Here is a 20,536-nt window from a genome sequence, read left to right as displayed (position 1 = left end):
TTACAATGGGGAAACGGAAAAGTGACGGCAAGTCATGCATCAATTGCAATATTGGAGGAGATACCAGCATGAAACGACATATACAACAGACGCGAGCATCTAAGCGCTGGACCAAAGCGCTCATTCCAGGGCTGATCCTGCCAGGTCTATTACTGGCAGCCTGCCAGCAGGGAGGATCAGGTGGACAGGAAAGCGAACCGTTGAAGTCATCTACAGCGGTACAGGAGAATGTACAGCCTTCCGCCCAGCCGGATGCGGGCAATGGCAGCACTAGCGCTGGACAAGCCTCTGCGGGTACAGAAAGTGGACAGGCCGACCCTGTGATGGCGTTGCGGAGCCAGAGTGCGCTGCAAGCCACGGTTAAGGAAGAGGATGGAACCGCGATCGTCACCAATGCGACTTCTGACACAGTCGTTGTGAACAAAAAGCGCAGCTTGCCTGTAGGCTATGTCCCCGATGACCTGGTGGAGCCGCAGGTGCCATTTTCCTTCGAGGGACCGCATGAAAAGCGGCATTTGCGTAAGGAAGCGGCAGAGGCACTGGAAAAGCTGTTCGACGGTGCGGAAAAAGACGGCATTGAGCTGCGTGCGGTATCGGGATACCGTTCCTATAAGCGTCAGGTATCTATTTTCAACAACAATGTAAAGACAAAGGGGCAGGAATATGCCTCTAAAGTTAGCGCTGTACCGGGTACGAGTGAGCATCAGACAGGTTTGTCCATTGATGTATCCAGCCCAAGCGTAGGTAATGTGCTGGAGCAATCTTTCGGAGCTTCCAAGGAAGGCGAATGGCTGGAAAAACATGCACCGGAATACGGATTTATTATTCGTTATATGAAGGGTAAAGAAGTTGTAACCGGCTATGTGTACGAGCCTTGGCATATCCGTTATGTGGGAATAGATATTGCGGAGGATGTAGCCAAGCAGGGGATGACGCTGGAGGAGTATTTCGACGAGAACAATATCAAGCTGTAGCAGCTAAAATCAAGCCGTAATCCTAGGGATTGCGGCTTTTTGTCGTGTTTTTCTTCCAAATTGAACCTTTTCAAGGTAGAATCTCGTATAGTGAACGACGACAGAAGCGCTTTGATTTGTTGCAAACCTCATGACAGAAGCGTACAGGAAGGGAAGGGAATCATCATTTATTATTCATTAACGTATCGCGAATGGTCGGAAGACACTCAAAAGGAACTGCGCAGCCTGACACGGGAATCCGTATCGGGAGATGAGCTGTTTCTACGCAAGCTTGTAGACGCTACGCGTCTCCATGACAAACTATGGTCGCATATCTCGAATGAAAGTGAGGAACATACGGATCATTCCGTCTATGTGACTGAATTTACAGGGGAACGTGCAAAGCCTTACGGTGCCTCCATCACAGACCTCGTGCTTGCCAGTGAGGGAGGTTACACTTCCACATTCAGTGCAATGTACTGGATATGGCATGAACCTGCATTCCGTAGTATGGATCAGCGGGAAGGCTCGGTATTTACCTTGGAGTTGGCCCAACGGTTATTAGATCACTATACAGTACTGGGTGGCAAAACATATGAATTTATATATTCGGTACTGGACCCTCAGCTGAAAAAGGTACATCTGTTTGTGAAGGAGGTCGATCTGTGATGGAGCATTCTTGGGAAAAAATGAAATCCAAGCCCGGCTCTCGTACACGGATGGCGGCCTTTGCCCTGATGTTGGCTGTCCCGGCTGCTCTGACGGGTTGCGGTAACGACGAGTATTATGACTGCGATGAGCTTCCTGTATCGGAACAAACAGCGTGTCGGGATTCAGGCAGCAGTGGGTATTACTATGGCGGATCGACTTATTATAGTGGGGGCTCCTCCTACCATAGCAGCCGTTCTTCTTCCAGTTCTTACCGAAAAAGTTCATCCTCATCTTCCAGCTCACACAGCGGTTTTGGCAGCAGCGGTTCACGCAGTGGCTTTTTCTCTGGGGGTTAAGATGAGCATGCGCACGATTCGGCAATTGCCTTATGAACATAATGAGCTTTTTAAGGGTGAAATCAGCCGTAGAATTCCGTATCATCGCATGTATGGTAAATCCTATTGCGTGCCGGCCTTAACGGTATATCGGGAAAGCGAGCTGGCAGAGCTTGAGACTGCTTCTGAGGCCGTACATCGTATTTATCGCAAGGTTCAGCAATTCGTCCAGCGCTATATGCCGGATGAATACCTGGTGGAACGGTTGGGAATTCATCCGGGCTTGTTGCGTGCTGCACGAATGGAGGCCGAGCCGGATGGGATAACCCGCCAGGACTGGATTGTGGGGGAAGCGGGTATCAAGTGCATAGAGAATAACACCGATACCCCAACCGGGATTCCCGAGGTGGCTTATCTCGAAGGAAAGCTGCTGGAGGTGCTGAGTAGGGATGGAATGTCGGAAGATGACAATGCATTACATGGACCCTCATCTGGAATGGACGAGGCGATTCAGTCTGCCTTGACAGAGTTCATTCATTTTTATAGCAATAAGGGATTAGGAACAAAGGTGTATTTCACTTGCTATGACTGGCACATCGAGGATCAGACGAACACCAAATATATCATGCATTTATGTAAACAAGCCGGGTTTGAAGTGGTTTATGCGCCTTTGGAAGAACTGGAGATTATCCCGAATGAAGGATTGTATCACCGGGGAGAGCAGATCCACATTCTCTATCGCCTGTATCCGCTGGAATATCTAATTGATGACCGGGAGGAGGATACGGGGCTTGAGGTGGGGCAGGCGCTAATGGATATGGTGGCAGACGGGAAAATAGGATTAATCAACCCGCCGCAGCATATCATTACCCAGAGCAAAGGGTTCACCGCAACCGTGTGGTCGCTATATGAGCGCAATGAGCAGACACCAGAGTTCTGCGGTTTTCGCTTGTTTGACGATCGCGAGATGGAGGTGATACGAACCTACCTGCTGCCTACGTATTTTGAACCCTCGGTGTTTATGCAAAATAAAGAGCCTTATGTGGCCAAAGGTATATGGGGTCGGGAGGGTAAAGGGACGCACTTGATTGAACATCCTCAATCCGAAGAGATGCTGAAAGGTGCTTTGGGAGAAGTTGAACCTGCGCAGACTGACAACCCTGATCTGCTTCACCAAGCTGATGGTCCACGAACGCCTGAGCAGGAGGAAGCCGCACATATTGCCGCTTATTACGAGGGACAGCCTAAGATTTATCAGCAGCTATGGCCCATGCAAAGCGCAGAGGTACAGACCGAGGAAGGGCTATTTCACGGCTATGTGCTGACAGGCATATTCGTGATCGGGGGGCGTTTTGCGGGTGTCCTGCCGCGAATCGGTGAAAAGGTAACAGGTGATATGGCCTATTATTGCGCCGCCGCCGTTGCCACCGTACCCTCCTAATCCGCCTGTTATATAAGCTGAATTAAAAAATGTACAACATTCGAACATATCTGTTATTTTCACAAGTGAGGATTTTGCAAAATCCTGAAGTATCCTAAGGAGGAAGAAAATTGGACTCTCATATCAGTTTGGGCAACGCATTGGGCAATGTGGGTATCGGTCTGCTTATCCTGTTTGCCATCTTAATCGTAGGTTATTTTGTGTTCAGCTTGCTGACACGTTATAACGATAATCAAGAAATCGCACGCGGCAATGAGGCGGCAGGCATCTATATGGGTGCAAAGCTGCTAGGTCTGTGTATCATCGTGGGGATGGTGTCGTACAGCAGTCATTCATGGCTAGATATGCTGACCTGGTCGGCTGTGGGCATTGTAGTGCTGTGTCTGGTCTATGTGATTTTTGATCTGGTGACGCCGCGTACCAAGGTGTGCGAGGAAATTGCCAAAGGCAATGTGGCTCTGGCACAGCTGCTGCGCTCGATCATCGTCGGGGTGTCTTTTGTGGTAGGTACATTTTTGATGTAGTCGATATAGAGAAGGAATACCAGGGATCTGCAACACCGGACAACGGAGCTGCAGATCCTTTTTTTATGGACATTGTATTCACTGCCCGGCATCAGCTTGTTGAATTGAAGGTTGCGACGATCACTTCCTGTGGGGACTATTCTACAAAGCAACGGGTGATACTGCATAGCAAAAAGGAATTTACTACAGAGTTCAAATCAAATTGAAGAGAAGGGAATTCTGAACATATGAGTACCTCCACCTCCCCAACCAAACAAATTCGGATGGGTATCATTGGCCTGGGTCTTATCGCTGAATATCACATGAGATCACTGCACACCATCTCGGGGGTATCTATTGTGGCCGTTAGTGATGTGAATCCCAATCGCCTTCAAGCCATCGGAGAACAATTGCAACTGCCTGCTTCCAAGCGGTACGCCCATTATGAAGCATTAATCCGTGACTCAGAGGTAGATGCGATTCTGTCGCTGACACCCAATGATGTGCATTTTGACATTATTCGTATTGCGCTGGAAGAACACAAAGCTGTACTGGCAGAAAAACCATTGACTCTCACATGGGAAGAAGCGGATCAGTTGAAAAAGCTATATACAGCGAATCCGGTGCCTTTGCTGGTTCACTATAAGCATCGCTACGGCGCGGCCTTCCAATATACCAAGCAACTGCTGGATGAGCAAAAGCTGGGCAAAATCTATAACATTCAATTTCGTTATCTAATGGATGCATTTGCGCCATATCGTCAGCATCCGTATACATGGCGTCACAATTTAGCCAAGGCTGGTTCTGGAGTAGTGGGGGATACAGCCTCACATATCATTGATCTGGCCCGCTTTTTGGTGGGTGAATTTAAAAGTGTCGCAGCGCTGCTACATACCATTACACCCGAGCGGTTCGATCCGATCACGGGTCTGCCTGTAAAAGTGGATGTGGAAGATCTCGCTGCCTTTCATGGCATCGTAGGCGATAATACCGTGGGAACCTTTATCACTCATAAAAATGCCATCGGCATACGACACGATATTGAAGTCGATATCTATGGAGAACTTGGTACGCTGCACGCCAGCCTCAATAACCCGGAAAGTATCCGCATCGTGCTGCGTGACTTGGAACACCCGGGTGCCGAATACGAGACTTGGGCTGTCCCTGTAATCTATAATCATACGGCCTATGAAGATTTTGTTGAGCTGGCAAGGGGAAAGCCTGTAGATCGTGCTCCCTTATTCGAGGACGGCTACAAAAACCAGTGGGTACTTGAGAAAATACTGCAATCATGGAAAGAGAATGGACGTTTAGTAGAAATGTAGGGGATGTGAGGGGAGTCGCTGAAATTCCAGCAATGACAAAGAGGATATACATGCTGTGACCCGCAAGAGGGTTTCTTGGAAAGAGCAGCCATCTTGCGGTTTAGCAATTCAATATATCTGTAAAGACATCTTTTTCATCAATTTCGCATCGCCACGCTTATATCACTTCAAAATAAGCCTGCCTCAATCTTTTCAATAATGGTCAGCAAGAAGGATTCAGCTAAGCTGTTTTTCAAAATAGCTTGCTTGGCTTCCTCCAGTGTAAACCAACGTGCTTGATCTACCTCCGTACTAAGAACATCCAACTGGTCGTCATTCACAATGGATACAAAATTCAGCATCAGTGTATTGCTTCGTTCAAAATACTCACTGCGCATATATTGATACTCATCGACTTGTAATCCTACTTCTTCCTTAACTTCACGCACCAATGTCTGCTCGGCGGATTCACCCTTGCTCACATAACCTGCCAATAAAATGAAGCCCTGAATATTGTACTGCTGTATGAGCAGCACCTTATCTCTCTGACTATTCAATACAGCGGTACTGATCGCAGTGCTGAATATCGGGAAACGAAAGACTTGGCATGTATGACAAAAGGGGATAGGGCCTTCGCCTTCACACTCCTTCACCATCAATTTCGTTCCGCATTCATAGCAATATTTCATGTAAGCGCCACCCTTGTATCACATTTTTAAAATTGTAAATGTTGCTTTTAATGCCGTGTTTGTACTGCAATACTCATCATCTTAATTCTACGATCACTGTTCTGTCTACGGACGCTTTATTTCTTCTCTTGGTCTTTATCCCTTTTCTTGCTGCGTTTTTGCCCGTCTAGCCCCAATCAGCCGCCAGCCTGTTAACAATGCCGCCACAAGACAGATGGACGCGGACGTCATAAAGACTACATGCATGCCTGCCAGAAAAATTTCTGGATGACCCGGGACCAAGCCGGTGACCCGATAACCAGCCTCTTTACTCATAATATAAAAGAGGATGGATGTGGCCAAAGTGATCCCCACAACCATACCGACGTTGCGAACCAGCGAATTGACACTCCCGGCTGAGCCGAGCTGTGTGCGGGGTACCGTGGACATAATCAGCGAGTTGTTCGGCGATTGGAATAAACCACTGCCAATGCCCAGCATGGCAATCCACAGACCCACAAGCGGGATGGAGCTGCCTGCATGCAGTTGGGCCAATCCAATCTGGGCAATAACCATAACGACCAGCCCGGCGAATGTAAGCAGTTCAGATCCGATTTTGTCGGAAAGCGCACCGCTGAGAGGGGCCACAATAACCATCGAGATGGGGAGCAGCATCAGCAGGAACCCGGCATGAAAAGGCGACAAGTTCAGCATATTCTGCGCATAGAAAGGCGAAATGATGTTAAAGCAAAAGTTAGCGACGAACACCAGAAAAGCACACAAAATACTGAGCGAAAATAACGGATTTTTGAATAGCGCGAGCTGTAACAGCGGCCCAGGACGGCGAAGTTCCAACCTAATGAACATGGCAAAAGCAACTACAGCCACCACCAGCGAAGCAACAATACGTTTGTCTCCATACCCGACCTGCTGTCCCAGCAACAATCCGACGAACAAAGTGAGAATAAAAATAGCAAACACGAAGCTACCGGGAACGTCAATTTTATCTTTCACCTTGATCAAATCCTTCGGCAGAAGCTTCCAGCCAAGAAAGACAGCGACCAGCCCTACCGGTACATTGACCCAGAAAATGTACTGCCAGCCCAGCGACGAGACAATAATACCGCCCAAACTTGGCCCGGCGATACTGCCCAGAGAAACGAAGGTTCCAATGAGGCCAAGTGCTTTGCCCCGTTCATTGGACGGGAAGATATCTGTCACGATCCCCTGGCTGTTCGCCATGGTCATGGACGCTCCAAACGCCTGAATAATGCGCGAAATCAGCAGCATGGAGAGCGAAGAGCTAAGACCGCACAATAGGGAGCCAAGAATGAATACGATTGTGCCGATTTTGAATATTTTGATTTTACCGACGATATCTCCAAGCTTGCCAAAAAATAAAATAGCGGTACATATCGCCATTAAATAGGCGGTTGTCACCCATTCAATCTGTGCCACGGGTAAATGTAATGTGCGAGACAACACAGGAAGAGCGATATTGACGATGCTTCCATCCAATGTGGACATAAATGTAAACAGATTCAAAACAATTAAAATCAGCCAACGTTTCTTCTGAATTTCAATATTCTCTTGATAGGTTGCAGCAGTTGTAGCAGTTGAACTCATCATTAACACCTCTTCATCGTTGACAATTACTATTTAGTTGCGTTCGCAACTAAATGAACGGTTCTAGTGTACAACAAATTAGTTGCGTGTGCAACAATATTATTGTAAACTTTGCTTTGGTCCCAACTGGGGATGTGTCATTTTTAAACCAATGAGGTGTATTTGATGAGAAAAAAACAACCGATTGGAAAGCTAATTTCCCACCTGTACCGTCGTAATCAAAAAATATTGTCCAAAAAACTGACTCCTTACGGAATCGGCAGTGGAGGACAACACAGCTTTTTAAAGCTCATTTTGCAGCAGCCGGGCATTACACAAGAGCAGTTGACGAATGAACTTAAATTTGACAAAGCAACCACGGCACGTTCTGTGAAACAATTGGAGGAATCAGGCTACATTGAACGGAAAACAGACCCAAATGACCGCCGTTCCCATCTTTTGTCTCCTACGGCCAAGGCGCTAGAATTTTTCCCCGTCCTACAAGGAATATTGGACGAGTCCAATGTCAGCCTTGTCCACAATCTATCCGAAGAGGAAGAGGACCTTCTTATCGATTTACTGCAAAAAATTAGTATAGACCCTGACGAATAAACAAATTAGGAGTTAGCCAGAGGATCGTGGCAGGTAAAAGAAAAAGCAGCCCTCACAGAGGATACTCTGTGAGAACTGCTTGATGCCATGCCATTTAGTCCAAGCCAATTCCTTTGAACGCATTTATGACTAATTGTCGCACATAGGAATCGTCTAATGGATAACCGGTTACCAGCAATCGATAAAAAACCGGCCCATAAATGAGATCGATACATAATTCAATATCGAGATTTTCCCTCAATTCACCACGCTCCATTCCGCGCTCAATAAGAAACCTAGCTTCAAGTCGCCGAGGGTGGAAATATCGGGTCCGGTATGCCTCTGCCAATCCTGAATCAAGTTGCCCTTCGCCTATTAACTCCGTAATGATTTTACCCTCTCGACTTATTAAGAACCGCACTAAATTCGTGGCATGAATGAGAATGTCATCTAATACACAACCCGTGTCGGGCACGGGCAATCTTGCTATGGTGGCTGACAGGAAGCCATCCATCACTACGGCAGCTTTGTTAGGCCACCATTTATAAATGGTGGCTTTGCTAACTTTCGCTCGCTCAGCAATTTTTTCTACCGTCACCGCCCCAAAGCCTTGCTCCAATAGTAGATCATAGGAAGCGTTAAGGATAGATTTTTGCGTCTCGACATTACGTGGACGTCCTCTTTTGCTCTGCACTGGAATGCTCACCTTCTTAACAGATATAAGTAAACACGAAAAATAAACTATACGTTCAGTATATCAAATATTATGTGAAAATAAAAAGTTGATTTTGCCTATTTACAAAACGAAACGTTCAGTATATTATTTGATTATCGAATTAGCGAACTATACGTTTAGTATTTAAATTATTGAGGAGGATTATCATGCAAAGAGAACAACAAGCCTTAGAAAGTAACCGTATCTCAAATTGGATGATGTTTTTGTTGGCAGCCGCATGCGGCCTTATTGTTGCCAACCTGTACTATGCTCAAACCCTTGTAGGACCTATTCACGTTGCTATGGGTCTTTCTTCTACAGCAGCGGGCTTCATTGTCACCTTGACTCAAATCGGTTATGTGGTGGGATTGCTATTTATCGTACCGCTCAGCGACATTATTGAAAATCGACGGCTCATGGTCATATCGCTAATCATCACAGTCTGTGCCTTGGTTGTTGCCGCTTTTGCCACCAATGCCCCGTTGTTCCTGACCGCATCCTTATTCATTGGAATTGGATCTGTGGTAGCCCAAATACTGGTGCCGTACGCCACCTATTTAGCATCCGAAGAGCAGCGCGGTCGCGTTGTTGGGAATGTCATGAGTGGACTCTTGCTAGGCATTATGTTCGCACGGCCAGTAGCAAGCTTTATCACCAGCATCTGGGGATGGCAAGCCGTATTTATTTTGTCAGCCATTGTCTTGACTCTGTTGACGATTCTGCTCTCGCGAGCTCTTCCAGAGCGCAAGCCTGTGCCTACGGTATCTTACAGTAAATTGATTTTCTCGTTAGGCACTCTTTTAAAACAAACGCCTGCATTGCGTCGCCGTGCCCTGTATCAAGCCTGCCTATTTGGAGCTTTCAGCCTATTTTGGACTGTTGTTCCTTTACGATTGGCGGATGATTTCGGAATGTCTCAACAAGGGATTGCATTGTTTGCTTTGGTAGGCGTAGGCGGTGCAGTAGCTGCTCCGATTGCCGGCAGATTGGCTGATAAAGGCTGGAGCAAAGTACTAACCGGGCTAGCTATGATCATTGCAGCCTTGTCTTTTTTGCTCATCTATCTTTTTCAAAGTCATTCGACCGTTGCGCTCGTACTTCTCTTTATTTCAGCGATTACACTGGATATGGCTGTATCGGGAAACCTTGTACTTGGACAACGCGTTATTTACTCCTTGGGAAGTGAAGCGAGAGGGCGTTTGAACGGATTATTCATGTCTATCTTTTTCATAGGCGGAGCGATTGGATCATCATTAGGCGGTTGGTCTTATGCGTTAGGTGGCTGGAATTTCAGTGCTCTGATTGGAGTCGTCCTGCCTGTGCTGGCTTTGCTGTACTTTTTCACTGAGAAAGAAACGAGTGGAGATGTGCGAAAGAAACAAACCACCTGATAGAGGTCAGCTTTAACCTATGCCGTACGCAAAAGCATAATCATTAAAATGGCTGTTCCCAAGAGAAAACAAAGGGGCGAGTAGAGCACAGTGTCCCATTTTGCAAAAACAGTTCCTTTTTTTCTCTTGAAGAATCCCACCCATTTGAAATCTCCTATAGAACGTAAAATAAATATGCACGATAACAAACCTGCACCGTAGGAATGAAAGGAATTGAAAAACAGGGATTGTGTAACTCCACCTAGTTCTAAAACGAACCAAGCGGCTAAAGCTAGTAGAATAGCTACAACTGATGTCCCTATCTTGGAGGGCTCAAAGAGCAAAGCCGTTCCCGTGCTTGGGATCGCTGCCTTTGCACCTTTTTGTCCGCCGAATACCCAATATAGATGCATGCCGCTCAGTACCCATAGAATTCCGCCAACTACCCATGTAAGTAACTCCAACATGTGGCATCCTCCTTAATTGAATTCATTCGAAATCCACTCTGTCCAAACCATGTGAATATGTTGCTGAATGGCTTCGTCACTTAATGTCTCTTGCTTGTGACGCTCATACCAACCTAAGTAGTAATGGTACAGCATCCATGATCTCTGAAAGGCTTTCTCTGGTTGCATTCCCTTCTGTATTAAAAGCTCTTTCATAAACTCCATTCTCATCTGTTCGACTTCATTGAGCAGGGAATGGTAACTATCATCCTTCAATGACAGTTTTCGCAGATAAAACAGAAAATCTTCTCGTTTCGTTTTCCCGAACATCTGGGTTAACAACTCTCTGATCCGCTCATCTATGGCAGCATGGATGATGGACGCTGCAATAACCTGTTGTGTCGTCTGTTCCTTCCATGTCTCCACAATCTGTCTAATGTAGCTGCTGCGATTGTTAAAATACCAATAAAAACTGCTCTTACTGCACCCTAAAGAAACGGCCATTTTCTCAACAACAAGTTGATCAATTCCACCCTGTTCAAAACGCTCGATTCCTTTCTGAATCCATTGTTCTTCTGTGACAATAATTTTAGGCATTTTTCCTTCTCCCTTTCTGTACGGTATCGTCTAGATAAGTGTATATTATAGTGTTTTTAGAGCTGTGTAAATATGGGCACATGAGCTCCCTTAGCTAGCTGATGCATAGGAGGCATGAAATTACATAATCGCCCACTTGAAATACCTGCGAATTTGATCTATAATGCTGTAGCATATAGTGATATTCAAGGCATTGACCAAAGACATGATTTCCTTGAAGGGCCGTTCAGAGAGAAAAGACGAGGCTGAGAGCTTTTCCGGCAACCGCATGTGAAGTTACCCCTTTGTAGCCGTGACGTTGAACATGTAGCTGTGCAATCTGGCAGTAACATCAGTAAGCGCCTACCGCTTTATCCCCGTTAACGGATACCAATGGAGGGTCACGCATGTCGTGCATGAAGCATGTTCCGATGAACATGAATGTACGCACAGGAGCGGGCCGAACTAGGGTGGAACCACGAGCTGAACGCACTCGTCCCTTGAGGGAGAGAGGCGTTTTTTTGCGTTCAATTTTGATATAGCACACAATTTGAATGGAGGCTTTAATCGTGAGTATTCAAGTGAAATTGCCGGATGGAGCCGTACGCGAGTACGAGCAGGGCGTAACAATTGCCGACGTGGCGGGGGCGATCAGCTCCGGGCTGAAAAAGAACGCAGTAGCAGGTAAAGTGAACGGGAAGGCTGTAGATCTGAACACCGTTTTGGATCAGAACGTTGACCTTGAAATCATTACGCTGGACGGTGCAGACGGTCTGGAAATTTACCGCCACAGTACAGCGCATTTGCTCGCTCAGGCGCTCAAACGCATTTACGGTGAGAAAAACGTGAAGCTGGGTATCGGTCCGGTCATCGACAGCGGCTTCTACTATGACATTGATATCGAAAACCCATTGTCCGTTGACGACTTGGCCAAGATTGAGAAGGAAATGACGAAGATCGCACAGGAAAATCTGCCGATCACACGTCGTGTGGTCAGCCGCGAGGAAGCTACTCGTATTTTTGGAGAGTTGGAAGATCCGCTGAAGCTGGAACTGATTCGTGATTTGCCGGAAGAAGCGGAAATTACAATCTATGATCAAGGCGAATTTTTTGACCTGTGTCGTGGCCCGCATTTGCCATCTACTGGCCGCATCAAAGCTTTTAAACTGTTGAGTGTAGCGGGCGCATACTGGAGAGGCGATTCCAACAACAAGATGCTGCAACGTATCTACGGAACAGCATTCCCGAAAAAAGCACAACTGGATGAGCACCTGCATTTGCTGGAAGAAGCGAAAAAACGCGACCATCGCAAGCTGGGTAAAGAGTTGGAACTGTTCATGTTCTCCGAAGAAGCACCGGGCATGCCGTTCTACCTGCCTAAAGGTATGGTTGTCCGCACTGCATTGGAAGATTACTCCCGTGACATTCAACGTCTGCATGGCTATGAAGAAGTACGTACACCGCTGATGATGAACAATCGTCTGTGGGAACAATCGGGACACTACGAGCATTACAAGGAAAACATGTACTTCTCCGAAGTGGATGAAACTACATTTGCTCTGAAACCGATGAACTGCCCAGGGCATATGCTTGTGTTTAAAAATGAGCTTCACTCCTACCGCGATCTGCCAATTCGTATAGCCGAATTTGGACAAGTGCATCGCCATGAACTGTCCGGCGCGTTGAACGGTATGATGCGTGTTCGTACATTCTGTCAGGATGATGCGCACATTTTCGTTACACCAGGTCAGATTGAACAAGAAATTACAGACGTAATTAAGCTGATTAACGAAATGTATAGTGTGTTTGGCTTTGACTTCACAGTGGAATTGTCCACACGTCCAGATGACTTTATGGGCGAGCCGGTGCTGTGGGATCAAGCGGAACAAGCTCTGCAAAACGTGCTGGATCACCTGGGCATCAACTACCGTATTAATGCGGGAGATGGAGCATTTTACGGTCCGAAAATTGACTTCCACATTCTCGATGCGCTCAAACGTAGCTGGCAGTGCGGAACGATCCAATTGGACTTCCAAATGCCTGAAAAATTCGACCTCACTTATGTGGGCGAGGACAACCAGAAGCACCGTCCAGTCGTTATTCACCGTGCCATCTACGGTTCGATTGACCGCTTCATGGGCATCCTGACTGAGCATTTTACAGGTGCATTCCCATTGTGGTTGGCTCCTGTTCATGCGAAGCTGTTGCCAGTATCCGAGAACTATATCGAGACTGCCAATGAGATACAGGATGCGTTGCTGAAAGCAGGTCTGCGCGTCGAAGTGGATACTCGCAATGAGAAGCTTGGTTATAAAATCCGCGAGGCGCAATTGGAGAAGGTTCCATATATGTTCGTTATCGGGGAAAATGAAAAAACAACCGGTACTGTAGCGGTTCGTAAACGCGGTGAAGGCGATCTGGGATCGCTCAGCATTGCGGACATCGTAGAGAAAATCAGCACAGAAATTCGCGAGAAGCAGTAATATTTGATCGAAAAAATGTGTAAAAGAGCCATCAAAACCATGATGAATGTGGTTTTGATGGCTCTTTATTTATACCCAATACATAAGAATCCATCGTAAGACTGAACCATAGTTTTTGCAGCCTCGACTGAATTCTTAAGTTATCTTGTGCACAAAAACTTAGCAGGTTTGTGGCCGTGAAGTGGCGTGATGATCTGCAGGGAGGGAGAGTGTCTTCAAGGACGACTCTTCGGATTGTTTCGCCGGAGATTCTTCCGCATCCTGTTCCTCGCTAAGCGATAAAATTTCGCCGCGCAACTTCAGCATTTTCTGATCCAGCTCGTAGGTTGCACGTGCGGCTTCGGTCAATCCATTAACGACATGTTCAGGCACTTTCTTATCAAACTTATAGTACAAAATATGCTCCATACTGGCCCAGAAATCCATAGCCAATGTGCGCAATTGAATTTCAACCTTGATCCAGCGTGTGCCCTCAAACAGGATCAGTGGAATTTCCACAATGACATGTAGGCTCTGATAGCCGTTGGGCTTAGGATGGGCTATATAGTCCTTGACCTCCAGGATACGAATGTCTTCCCGTGTGTGAAGATGATCCATCAGACGATAAATATCTTTCACAAAAGCGCATACCACGCGCATTCCGGCGATATCATGAATTTCACGCAATATATTGTCTAAGGTGACTTCATGCCCTTTGCGCCGAACCTTTTCCACGATGCTGTGGGGCTCTTTGATCCGGGTTTTAATATGCTCTATCGGGCTAAAACCGTCTAACAGCTTCCATTCCGTCTGGATTAGCTTGATTTTATTCTTTAATTCCTCCAGAGCCAGTTGATAAAGGACGGGAATCTTTCTCCACTCCTCTAGTTGCTTGGCGTTAACACTGTTTTGATCCAGCTGTAGCTGAAATTCCTGCAAGGGTAATGGGACAGCATTCAGGTGCTTCCAATCCGGTTCATTCACAGAGCATTCTCCTAAATGAGGCTTATGATGTCCTCGATCTTTTTCGTAAAAAAGCATTATCGTATACATTGTACACTATGTCAAAACCTACAGGCAAAGGAGCGACGGTCAAAGAAAAAAGAAATACGACAAGAATTATGGTGGTAAAACCGAGTAATCCGATGTATAATTACAAAAATGCTGATTTGGAGCATTTAATTCTTCCTTAAAAAAATCACAAATGTAGAGTATCCATCATTAGATTTAAAATATAAATTACAGAAAAGAGGAAAAGAAAAATGGCAAAAGTAGAAAGTTTTCAATTAGATCACACGATTGTAAAGGCTCCTTATGTAAGAGCAGCGGGAGTAGAGCATGATGAAAAAGGAAGCACAGTACAAAAGTATGACTTAAGATTTTTACAACCTAATGAAGACGCACTTCCGACAGCAGCTGTACATACGCTGGAGCACTTATTAGCGACGTACCTGAGAGATGAAATCAAAGGAATTATTGATATCTCTCCTATGGGATGCAGAACGGGGTTCTACTTGATTTTGTGGAATGAACATGAGCCTGAGGAAATTGCACTCGCTTTGGAAAAAACCCTGAAGAGAATTCTGGAAACGACAGAGGTTCCGGCTGTTACTGTTTTGGAATGCGGGAACTACAAGGACCACTCTCTTTTTTCAGCGCAGGAATATGTGAAGATTGTATTAGAGGCGGGTATTAGCCGCGATCCTTTCGAAAGAGTATTTTAAAATCTATGATTTCGATTGACCTATCTCATCAGACAGCGGTAGTGACAGGCGGCAAGTCAGGCATAGGCAAGGGAATTGTAGAGCTTTTCATTCAAAGCGGAGCTAAAGTGATTTCTGCTGATATTTCTTATGAAGAGCCGTATAGAGTGGTCAATCCACAGTTGGTTGAAACTCAATTGGACATATCCAAACCGGATGATATCGAAAGATGGTGCGATCTACTAATCAGCGAAGCGGGAGTTCCTGATATATTGGTGAACTGCGCGGGTACTTCTACGATGGATTATGTCATTGATAGTGAGTTAGCTGATTGGGAGAAAGTATTTTCGATCAATTCAACCGGATTATATGTAACGTCCAAACGTTTTGCCAAAGAAATGGTGGCCGCTCGTAAATCAGGACGAATTATTCAAATTGCTTCGCAGGCAGGAAAAAATGGATATCGGGCCATGGGCGGATATTGTGCTTCCAAACATGCGGTTCTCGGCTTGACCAAGGTAATGGCCATTGAGCTTGCCCGGCAAAATATTTTGGTAAATGCGGTCTGCCCTGGCATTGTAGAAACGCCGATGAAGCATCGTGAACGGATTGAAGGGGGCGTCATTCGCGGAATGACCGCTCAAGAAATATACGAAGAAGATTGTTCGCAGGTACCTTTGGGGAGAACGGCTGAGGTGGAGGATGTCGCCAATGTGGTGCTATTTCTGGCAAGTCCACTCTCTGCATATATGACAGGACAAGCGATTAATGTTACAGGTGGAATGACGATGCACTAGCATACTAGCATGATCTGGGGGAAAACAACATGAGGAAATCGTTCGTTTTACTATTAGGGATTAGTTTATTATTAGTTGCTGCAGGATGCGGTAATAAAAGTTCAGACAGTAATGGCTCCAGCGCCGCTTCCGGTTCGGAAACGCAAAAAGTAGTCATCGGCTCCATGGGCTCTGACGCCCAGATATGGAAGCATATTGCCCAGTCCCAGGCCGCCAAGGATGCCAAGCTGGACATTGAAGTGAAAGAAATTAACGGTGGAATCGAAACGAACAATGCGACCAAAGAAGGCGAAGTAGACGTGAATGCATTCCAATCATGGGCGTACCTGGTTAGCTATAACAAAGAGAGCAAAGCCGATTTGAAGGCTATAGCCACAACTTACCTGGAGCCTATGGGGATTTATTCGCAAAAATTCAAAAGCATCGATGAAGTGACAGACGGGGCTCTGGTAGCTTTGGCAGATAACCCGGCCAATACAGCAAGAGGTTTAAAGTTATTGGAAGCCTCCGGTTTGATTAAGCTTAAGGCTGACTTTAATGATGCCTTGGGTACAGTCAATGATATTACTAGCAATCCTAAAAACCTGAAATTTGAACTAATTGATGACAAAACAGGACCACGAGTGATTCAAGATGTAGGCTTGGTGCTGATTGGGAATACGATTGCTTTAGAAGGGGGTCTGAATGTACTGAAAGATTCCTTGTTCCATGAGGAAATCAGTCAGGCAACCAAAAATAATATTAACGTCCTGGTTACTTCATCTGATAAGGCGAATGACAAAGGGCTGCAAAAGTTAGCGGATCTCTATCATAACGAGGATACTCAAAAATACATTAAAGATGAATTTGGCGGTACCAAAGTAGAGGTTAAAGAGCCGGTTTCTTATTTGGAAGGACAAACTACAACAAAATAAACTTATGAGATCAGCCAGTTTTTCTGGCTGATCTTTTTTGTTCGTGTAAGAGGCCTCTTACCAGTAGTCGGGTAGAACGTCATCTCTGCTCTTGGAGTCCACGCCGAATAGGTGACAAACGTTGAGTTGATGTTGCCCCATCCTCCAAATAAGTCAGCGATTGTATTTTTAGTAGTCGGCTCGAGTTTGAGCATGGGTATCAGTTCGATAATGTTTGGGGGAGAATCCCTTTACCTTTTTAAAAATTTTCGAGAAGAGTAAAGGGTCGTTATAGCCGACTGAACGGGAAATATCACCTATCGAAAGTTCGGCGTTTCCCATCATTTCACATGCTTTGTTGATCCTATAGCGAACCAAATAATCCTGAATGCTTGTGTTCACTTGTTGTTTGAATAACGAACATAAATAGCTTCGATTGAGTCCAATAAAATTTGCAATGTGCTCAATAGTAATTTTCTGAGCATAATTCATTTCGATAAAATCCTTCACTTTTTCAACGTAAATTTCCGCCCGGCTTTCCTTTTGTTCAGGAGGTGTTACCGGACCGAACTCTATAAGCTCCGATAACATTAGGCATAGCAGACCGGTCAGTCTGGTTTCCCGAGCTTTATGGCATCCACTTGATTCGTTCATGAGCTGTAAATACTGATAAATCAAATGGTCTCCTTCAAAGTCGAGAATTGGACGCGTCATCGTTAGACCTGCTTGCTTGAGGAGTGTTTCTGCCAATGCCCCGTTAAAACCAAACCAGCAATAAGACCAAGGATTTACTACATCGGCTTGATAATAAGTGACGATCTGGGGACAGATTAGAAACCACTGTCCTTTCCGCAAGCGATAACTGAATCCACCGACCTCGAAGGTACCTTCTCCGTCCAAAATATAATGGAGCAGATAGTGATCTCTTATCGCAGGTCCAAAAAAGTGCCCCGGTATGCATTCCTCCATGCCAAACTGAGTTAGATACAATTCAGAGTGCTGTTTACTACGTGGCAAATATTCTATCACGCTAAATCTCCTTATGTAAATTATCAAGCATTATAACATAAATAGTGAGTACCATGCCATGTACTTCATATCTAAAATTAATATATCATTTCTGTAGAACCTATTGCGACTAATGAGGAGCTTATCAAGCTTTACACCATGTGAACTTAGTTGGTGGTGTTACAAAAAGGTTCTTCTATGTCCTTTTTTAGGTGCGGATTTCCGAGGGGTATGATCTAGAGGGAGGGGTTGTTTTTCCAATGGGTATCATTGTTCAAGAGCAAACGGGGCTGTTTCATCTACAGTCGTCGGGCATGAGTTATATTATTCAGATTGTGGATGGATTTCCTGTGCATGTATATTGGGGAGATAGGCTGAAGCACCGCGAATCAATGACCGATCTATGGCTTCACACTTCTGCGACGGCTGGATTGGATCGGCTACCGCAAGAGTACCCGCAGTATGGGAGTGGGGACTTCCGTAACCCGGCGTATCAAGTAGAACTTGAAGATGGAACTCGTATCACAGAGTTAAAGTACAATGGTTACCGGATCATTAAGGGAAAGCCATCATTAACCGGGCTTCCGGCCGTATATACCGAGAATGAAGACGAAGCGGATACGTTGGAACTGGAGCTAAAAGATGACTTTTCAGGTCTTAAAGTTGTTCTTCTTTACACCGTCTTCGCGGATCGAAACGTAATCGCTCGTTCGGCTCGTTTGACTAATGCGGGGGAAAAGAATCTTAGGCTCCTTCGTGCACTAAGTGCCAGTGTCGATTTTTCGGGTAAAAGCGATTTGGAGTTCATGTATCTTTCGGGAGCATGGGCTCGGGAGGGGAATATTACCCGCAAACCGATTCTTCAAGGTGAAACCCGAATTGATAGTAAAAGGGGCATGAGCAGCCATCAACTCAACCCTTTTACTGCATTGGTCACTCGCGAGACAACGGAATGCTATGGCGAGGTATTCGGCTTTAGCCTCGTGTACAGCGGGGGCTTTGAGGCGGGAGCGGAAATGGATTCATTTGGCTCAACACGGTTTAACATCGGCGTGAACTCCTTTGATTTTTCGTGGTTACTGAGCCCAGGTGAGAGCTTCCAAACGCCAGAAGCCGTTATGGTCTACTCTGGTCAAGGGCTGGGAGAAATGTCGCGTACATATCATCGCTTGTATCGGACCCGACTTTGCCGAGGGAAATATCGGGACGAAGAACGCCCTATTCTGGTCAATAACTGGGAAGCTACCTATTTTGACTTCAATGCAGATAAGTTGGTATCGATAGCGAAAGAGGGGGCTGAGCTAGGCATCGAACTATTTGTCTTAGATGACGGTTGGTTCGGAAAACGAGATTCCGACAATTCGTCTCTTGGCGATTGGTACGAGGATCGTCGGAAGCTGCCGGACGGACTTGCGGATGTCGCGAAACGTATCAACCAGTTGGGTCTTAAATTCGGGCTCTGGTTCGAGCCGGAAATGATCTCTCCAGACAGCGAGTTGTACCGGGAGCATCCGGACTGGTGTCTCCACGTTCCGGGACGCAGGCGCAGCGAAGCCAGATGGCAGCTAGTGCTGGACTATACTCGCAAGGAAGTGCGCGATTTCATCTACGATTCACTTGCTGCCATTTTCTCCAGCGTGCCGGTTTCTTACGTGAAATGGGATATGAACCGCTGTCTGACGGAAATCGGTTCCGCAGCTCTACCGCCGGAGCGCCAATCTGAGACTGCCCATCGCTATGTTCTTGGATTGTATGAGCTGCTGGAGCGCGTCACCACCGAATTTCCGCATATTCTTTTCGAGAGCTGTTCAAGTGGCGGAGGACGTTTTGACCCAGGCATGCTTTACTACATGCCTCAAGTCTGGACTAGTGATAATACCGATGCGGTGGAACGCCTGAAGATTCAATATGGAACTAGCCTTGTCTATCCTGTAAGCGCCACCGGAGCGCATGTGTCAGCAGTTCCGAACCATCAAGTTGGACGCATAACACCCCTTGATTTTCGAGGCGATGTGGCCATGTCCGGAAATTTTGGATATGAGCTTGATCTCACGAAATTCACCGATGAGGAAAAAGAGACGGTCAAACGCCAAATCGCAGTATATAAGCAGATACGTGGCTTAGTTCAGAAAGGTGACTTGTATCGTCTAAAGAGCCCGTTTGAAGATAACGAATCGGCTTGGATGTTTGTTTCTGAGGACCAAGAGGATGCCATCGTCTACTATTTCCAAGTGATGGCTGTTCCGAACGCGCCTTGGCGAGCCCTGCGCCTTGACGGACTAAATCCAGAGCTCGAATATGAAGTTAAGTCAGGAAATAGCGGGCAAAAGTCTATCCATGGGGGGGATCGGCTTATGAAGTTGGGCCTCCCTCTTCTCTACAGACAGAAAGACTATGAAAGTGGATGGTTCAGGCTTCGGGCATTAAGGTCCAACAAGGCTTAAGGCTTAAAGGATCAGTACAACAGTACAATTGGCAAAAGATAAAAAACAATCGATTGAGTTATGCATGCCCC

At 46.1% G+C, this 20,536-nt stretch carries 20 protein-coding genes; 13 read left to right on the top strand and 7 right to left on the bottom strand.

The features are described from left to right. Positions 1–68 precede the first annotated feature (68 nt). The 6 genes from ACQW03_RS08480 (at position 69) to ACQW03_RS08455 (ending at position 5,208) form a co-directional block, all read left to right on the top strand. On the top strand, positions 69–974 hold the full coding sequence (locus ACQW03_RS08480; protein ID WP_441949254.1) for a M15 family metallopeptidase: 906 nt from the start codon (positions 69–71) through the stop codon (positions 972–974). 90 nt (positions 975–1,064) lie between these two features. After that, entirely contained in the window at positions 1,065–1,622 is a 558-nt protein-coding gene (locus ACQW03_RS08475) for a hypothetical protein (RefSeq protein ID WP_226887799.1), read from the top strand. Further along, positions 1,622–1,960 (top strand): hypothetical protein, encoded by a 339-nt coding sequence (locus ACQW03_RS08470; RefSeq protein WP_043882043.1) that lies wholly within the window; start codon positions 1,622–1,624, stop codon positions 1,958–1,960. Before ACQW03_RS08475 ends, ACQW03_RS08470 begins: the two co-directional genes overlap by 1 nt. A 7-nt stretch (positions 1,961–1,967) precedes the next feature. Then, a complete protein-coding gene (locus ACQW03_RS08465) occupies positions 1,968–3,380 on the top strand; it encodes a glutathionylspermidine synthase family protein (RefSeq protein WP_441952347.1) in 1,413 nt (470 codons plus the stop codon). A 110-nt stretch (positions 3,381–3,490) separates the two neighbouring features. Continuing rightward, positions 3,491–3,904 carry a DUF350 domain-containing protein gene (locus ACQW03_RS08460; protein ID WP_071639389.1) on the top strand — a complete coding sequence of 138 codons (414 nt, stop codon included), beginning with the start codon at positions 3,491–3,493 and terminating at the stop codon, positions 3,902–3,904. Positions 3,905–4,131: 227 nt separating this feature from the next. Beyond that, the gene (locus tag ACQW03_RS08455) at positions 4,132–5,208 is read left to right on the top strand and encodes a Gfo/Idh/MocA family protein (RefSeq protein WP_441949251.1); all 1,077 of its coding nucleotides are present in this window, start codon (positions 4,132–4,134) and stop codon (positions 5,206–5,208) included. 167 nt (positions 5,209–5,375) lie between these two features. On the opposite strand, the gene ACQW03_RS08450 is transcribed toward ACQW03_RS08455, so the two are convergent. Further along, positions 5,376–5,876, bottom strand: a complete 501-nt coding sequence (locus ACQW03_RS08450; protein WP_023986803.1) for an NAD(+) diphosphatase — start codon at positions 5,874–5,876, stop codon at positions 5,376–5,378. A 135-nt stretch (positions 5,877–6,011) separates the two neighbouring features. Next, positions 6,012–7,481: an MFS transporter gene (locus ACQW03_RS08445; protein ID WP_441952345.1), complete on the bottom strand. Its 1,470-nt coding sequence runs from the start codon at positions 7,479–7,481 to the stop codon at positions 6,012–6,014. 165 nt (positions 7,482–7,646) lie between these two features. On the opposite strand from ACQW03_RS08445, the gene ACQW03_RS08440 reads away from it, so the two are divergent. After that, positions 7,647–8,072 carry a MarR family winged helix-turn-helix transcriptional regulator gene (locus ACQW03_RS08440; RefSeq protein ID WP_441949249.1) on the top strand — a complete coding sequence of 142 codons (426 nt, stop codon included), beginning with the start codon at positions 7,647–7,649 and terminating at the stop codon, positions 8,070–8,072. A gap of 94 nt (positions 8,073–8,166) precedes the next feature. Here ACQW03_RS08440 and ACQW03_RS08435 read toward each other — a convergent pair whose 3' ends face one another. After that, the gene (locus ACQW03_RS08435) at positions 8,167–8,745 is read right to left on the bottom strand and encodes a TetR/AcrR family transcriptional regulator (protein ID WP_220030677.1); all 579 of its coding nucleotides are present in this window, start codon (positions 8,743–8,745) and stop codon (positions 8,167–8,169) included. Between the two features lie 188 nt (positions 8,746–8,933). Between ACQW03_RS08435 and ACQW03_RS08430 the strand changes: the two genes are divergently transcribed. Further along, positions 8,934–10,157, top strand: a complete 1,224-nt coding sequence (locus ACQW03_RS08430; RefSeq protein ID WP_076293253.1) for an MFS transporter — start codon at positions 8,934–8,936, stop codon at positions 10,155–10,157. 17 nt (positions 10,158–10,174) lie between these two features. Here ACQW03_RS08430 and ACQW03_RS08425 read toward each other — a convergent pair whose 3' ends face one another. Both ACQW03_RS08425 and ACQW03_RS08420 read right to left on the bottom strand, forming a co-directional pair. Further along, positions 10,175–10,603, bottom strand: coding sequence for a DUF3995 domain-containing protein (locus ACQW03_RS08425; RefSeq protein ID WP_076293252.1), 429 nt, complete (start codon positions 10,601–10,603; stop codon positions 10,175–10,177). Between the two features lie 12 nt (positions 10,604–10,615). Continuing rightward, positions 10,616–11,179 carry a TetR/AcrR family transcriptional regulator gene (locus ACQW03_RS08420; protein WP_441949246.1) on the bottom strand — a complete coding sequence of 188 codons (564 nt, stop codon included), beginning with the start codon at positions 11,177–11,179 and terminating at the stop codon, positions 10,616–10,618. A 548-nt stretch (positions 11,180–11,727) separates the two neighbouring features. On the opposite strand from ACQW03_RS08420, the gene thrS reads away from it, so the two are divergent. Then, entirely contained in the window at positions 11,728–13,641 is a 1,914-nt protein-coding gene (gene thrS, locus ACQW03_RS08415) for a threonine--tRNA ligase (RefSeq protein ID WP_220030678.1), read from the top strand. A gap of 159 nt (positions 13,642–13,800) precedes the next feature. Here the strand turns inward: thrS and ACQW03_RS08410 are convergent, their stop codons facing one another. Next, positions 13,801–14,604 (bottom strand): GTP pyrophosphokinase, encoded by an 804-nt coding sequence (locus ACQW03_RS08410; protein WP_441949243.1) that lies wholly within the window; start codon positions 14,602–14,604, stop codon positions 13,801–13,803. A gap of 278 nt (positions 14,605–14,882) precedes the next feature. Here ACQW03_RS08410 and ACQW03_RS08405 point away from each other — a divergent pair, with 278 nt between their 5' ends. Genes ACQW03_RS08405 through ACQW03_RS08395 form a run of 3 tightly spaced genes read left to right on the top strand, consistent with a single transcriptional unit; the run spans position 14,883 to position 17,034 of the window. Next, a complete protein-coding gene (locus ACQW03_RS08405; RefSeq protein ID WP_441949241.1) occupies positions 14,883–15,344 on the top strand; it encodes an S-ribosylhomocysteine lyase in 462 nt (153 codons plus the stop codon). Between the two features lie 5 nt (positions 15,345–15,349). Beyond that, positions 15,350–16,120 carry an SDR family NAD(P)-dependent oxidoreductase gene (locus ACQW03_RS08400; protein WP_025719772.1) on the top strand — a complete coding sequence of 257 codons (771 nt, stop codon included), beginning with the start codon at positions 15,350–15,352 and terminating at the stop codon, positions 16,118–16,120. A gap of 29 nt (positions 16,121–16,149) precedes the next feature. Further along, positions 16,150–17,034, top strand: a complete 885-nt coding sequence (locus ACQW03_RS08395) for a MetQ/NlpA family ABC transporter substrate-binding protein (protein ID WP_025719774.1) — start codon at positions 16,150–16,152, stop codon at positions 17,032–17,034. A 168-nt stretch (positions 17,035–17,202) separates the two neighbouring features. On the opposite strand, the gene ACQW03_RS08390 is transcribed toward ACQW03_RS08395, so the two are convergent. Next, positions 17,203–18,042: an AraC family transcriptional regulator gene (locus ACQW03_RS08390; RefSeq protein WP_441949238.1), complete on the bottom strand. Its 840-nt coding sequence runs from the start codon at positions 18,040–18,042 to the stop codon at positions 17,203–17,205. 239 nt (positions 18,043–18,281) lie between these two features. Here ACQW03_RS08390 and ACQW03_RS08385 point away from each other — a divergent pair, with 239 nt between their 5' ends. Continuing rightward, positions 18,282–20,465 carry an alpha-galactosidase gene (locus ACQW03_RS08385; protein WP_441949236.1) on the top strand — a complete coding sequence of 728 codons (2,184 nt, stop codon included), beginning with the start codon at positions 18,282–18,284 and terminating at the stop codon, positions 20,463–20,465. Positions 20,466–20,536 lie beyond the last annotated feature (71 nt).

The organism is Paenibacillus sp. DRB1-1 (assembly GCF_052119485.1).
GTDB lineage: Bacteria > Bacillota > Bacilli > Paenibacillales > Paenibacillaceae > Paenibacillus > Paenibacillus polymyxa_B.
The sequence above is the reverse complement of the archived record's forward strand: the minus strand, read 5'-3'. Positions and strand labels throughout refer to the sequence as shown.

Excerpts from the sequence above, each read along its gene's own strand:
- ACQW03_RS08420 (WP_441949246.1), bottom strand. The coding sequence starts at position 11,179 with ATGCCTAAAATTATTGTCACAGAAGAACAATGGATTCAGAAAGGAATC.
- ACQW03_RS08385 (WP_441949236.1), top strand. The coding sequence starts at position 18,282 with ATGGGTATCATTGTTCAAGAGCAAACGGGGCTGTTTCATCTACAGTCG.
- ACQW03_RS08430 (WP_076293253.1), top strand. The coding sequence starts at position 8,934 with ATGCAAAGAGAACAACAAGCCTTAGAAAGTAACCGTATCTCAAATTGG.
- ACQW03_RS08395 (WP_025719774.1), top strand. The coding sequence starts at position 16,150 with ATGAGGAAATCGTTCGTTTTACTATTAGGGATTAGTTTATTATTAGTT.
- ACQW03_RS08440 (WP_441949249.1), top strand. The coding sequence starts at position 7,647 with ATGAGAAAAAAACAACCGATTGGAAAGCTAATTTCCCACCTGTACCGT.
- ACQW03_RS08445 (WP_441952345.1), bottom strand. The coding sequence starts at position 7,481 with ATGAGTTCAACTGCTACAACTGCTGCAACCTATCAAGAGAATATTGAA.
- ACQW03_RS08455 (WP_441949251.1), top strand. The coding sequence starts at position 4,132 with ATGAGTACCTCCACCTCCCCAACCAAACAAATTCGGATGGGTATCATT.
- ACQW03_RS08425 (WP_076293252.1), bottom strand. The coding sequence starts at position 10,603 with ATGTTGGAGTTACTTACATGGGTAGTTGGCGGAATTCTATGGGTACTG.
- ACQW03_RS08465 (WP_441952347.1), top strand. The coding sequence starts at position 1,968 with ATGCGCACGATTCGGCAATTGCCTTATGAACATAATGAGCTTTTTAAG.
- ACQW03_RS08480 (WP_441949254.1), top strand. The coding sequence starts at position 69 with ATGAAACGACATATACAACAGACGCGAGCATCTAAGCGCTGGACCAAA.
- ACQW03_RS08450 (WP_023986803.1), bottom strand. The coding sequence starts at position 5,876 with ATGAAATATTGCTATGAATGCGGAACGAAATTGATGGTGAAGGAGTGT.
- ACQW03_RS08405 (WP_441949241.1), top strand. The coding sequence starts at position 14,883 with ATGGCAAAAGTAGAAAGTTTTCAATTAGATCACACGATTGTAAAGGCT.
- ACQW03_RS08400 (WP_025719772.1), top strand. The coding sequence starts at position 15,350 with ATGATTTCGATTGACCTATCTCATCAGACAGCGGTAGTGACAGGCGGC.
- ACQW03_RS08470 (WP_043882043.1), top strand. The coding sequence starts at position 1,622 with ATGGAGCATTCTTGGGAAAAAATGAAATCCAAGCCCGGCTCTCGTACA.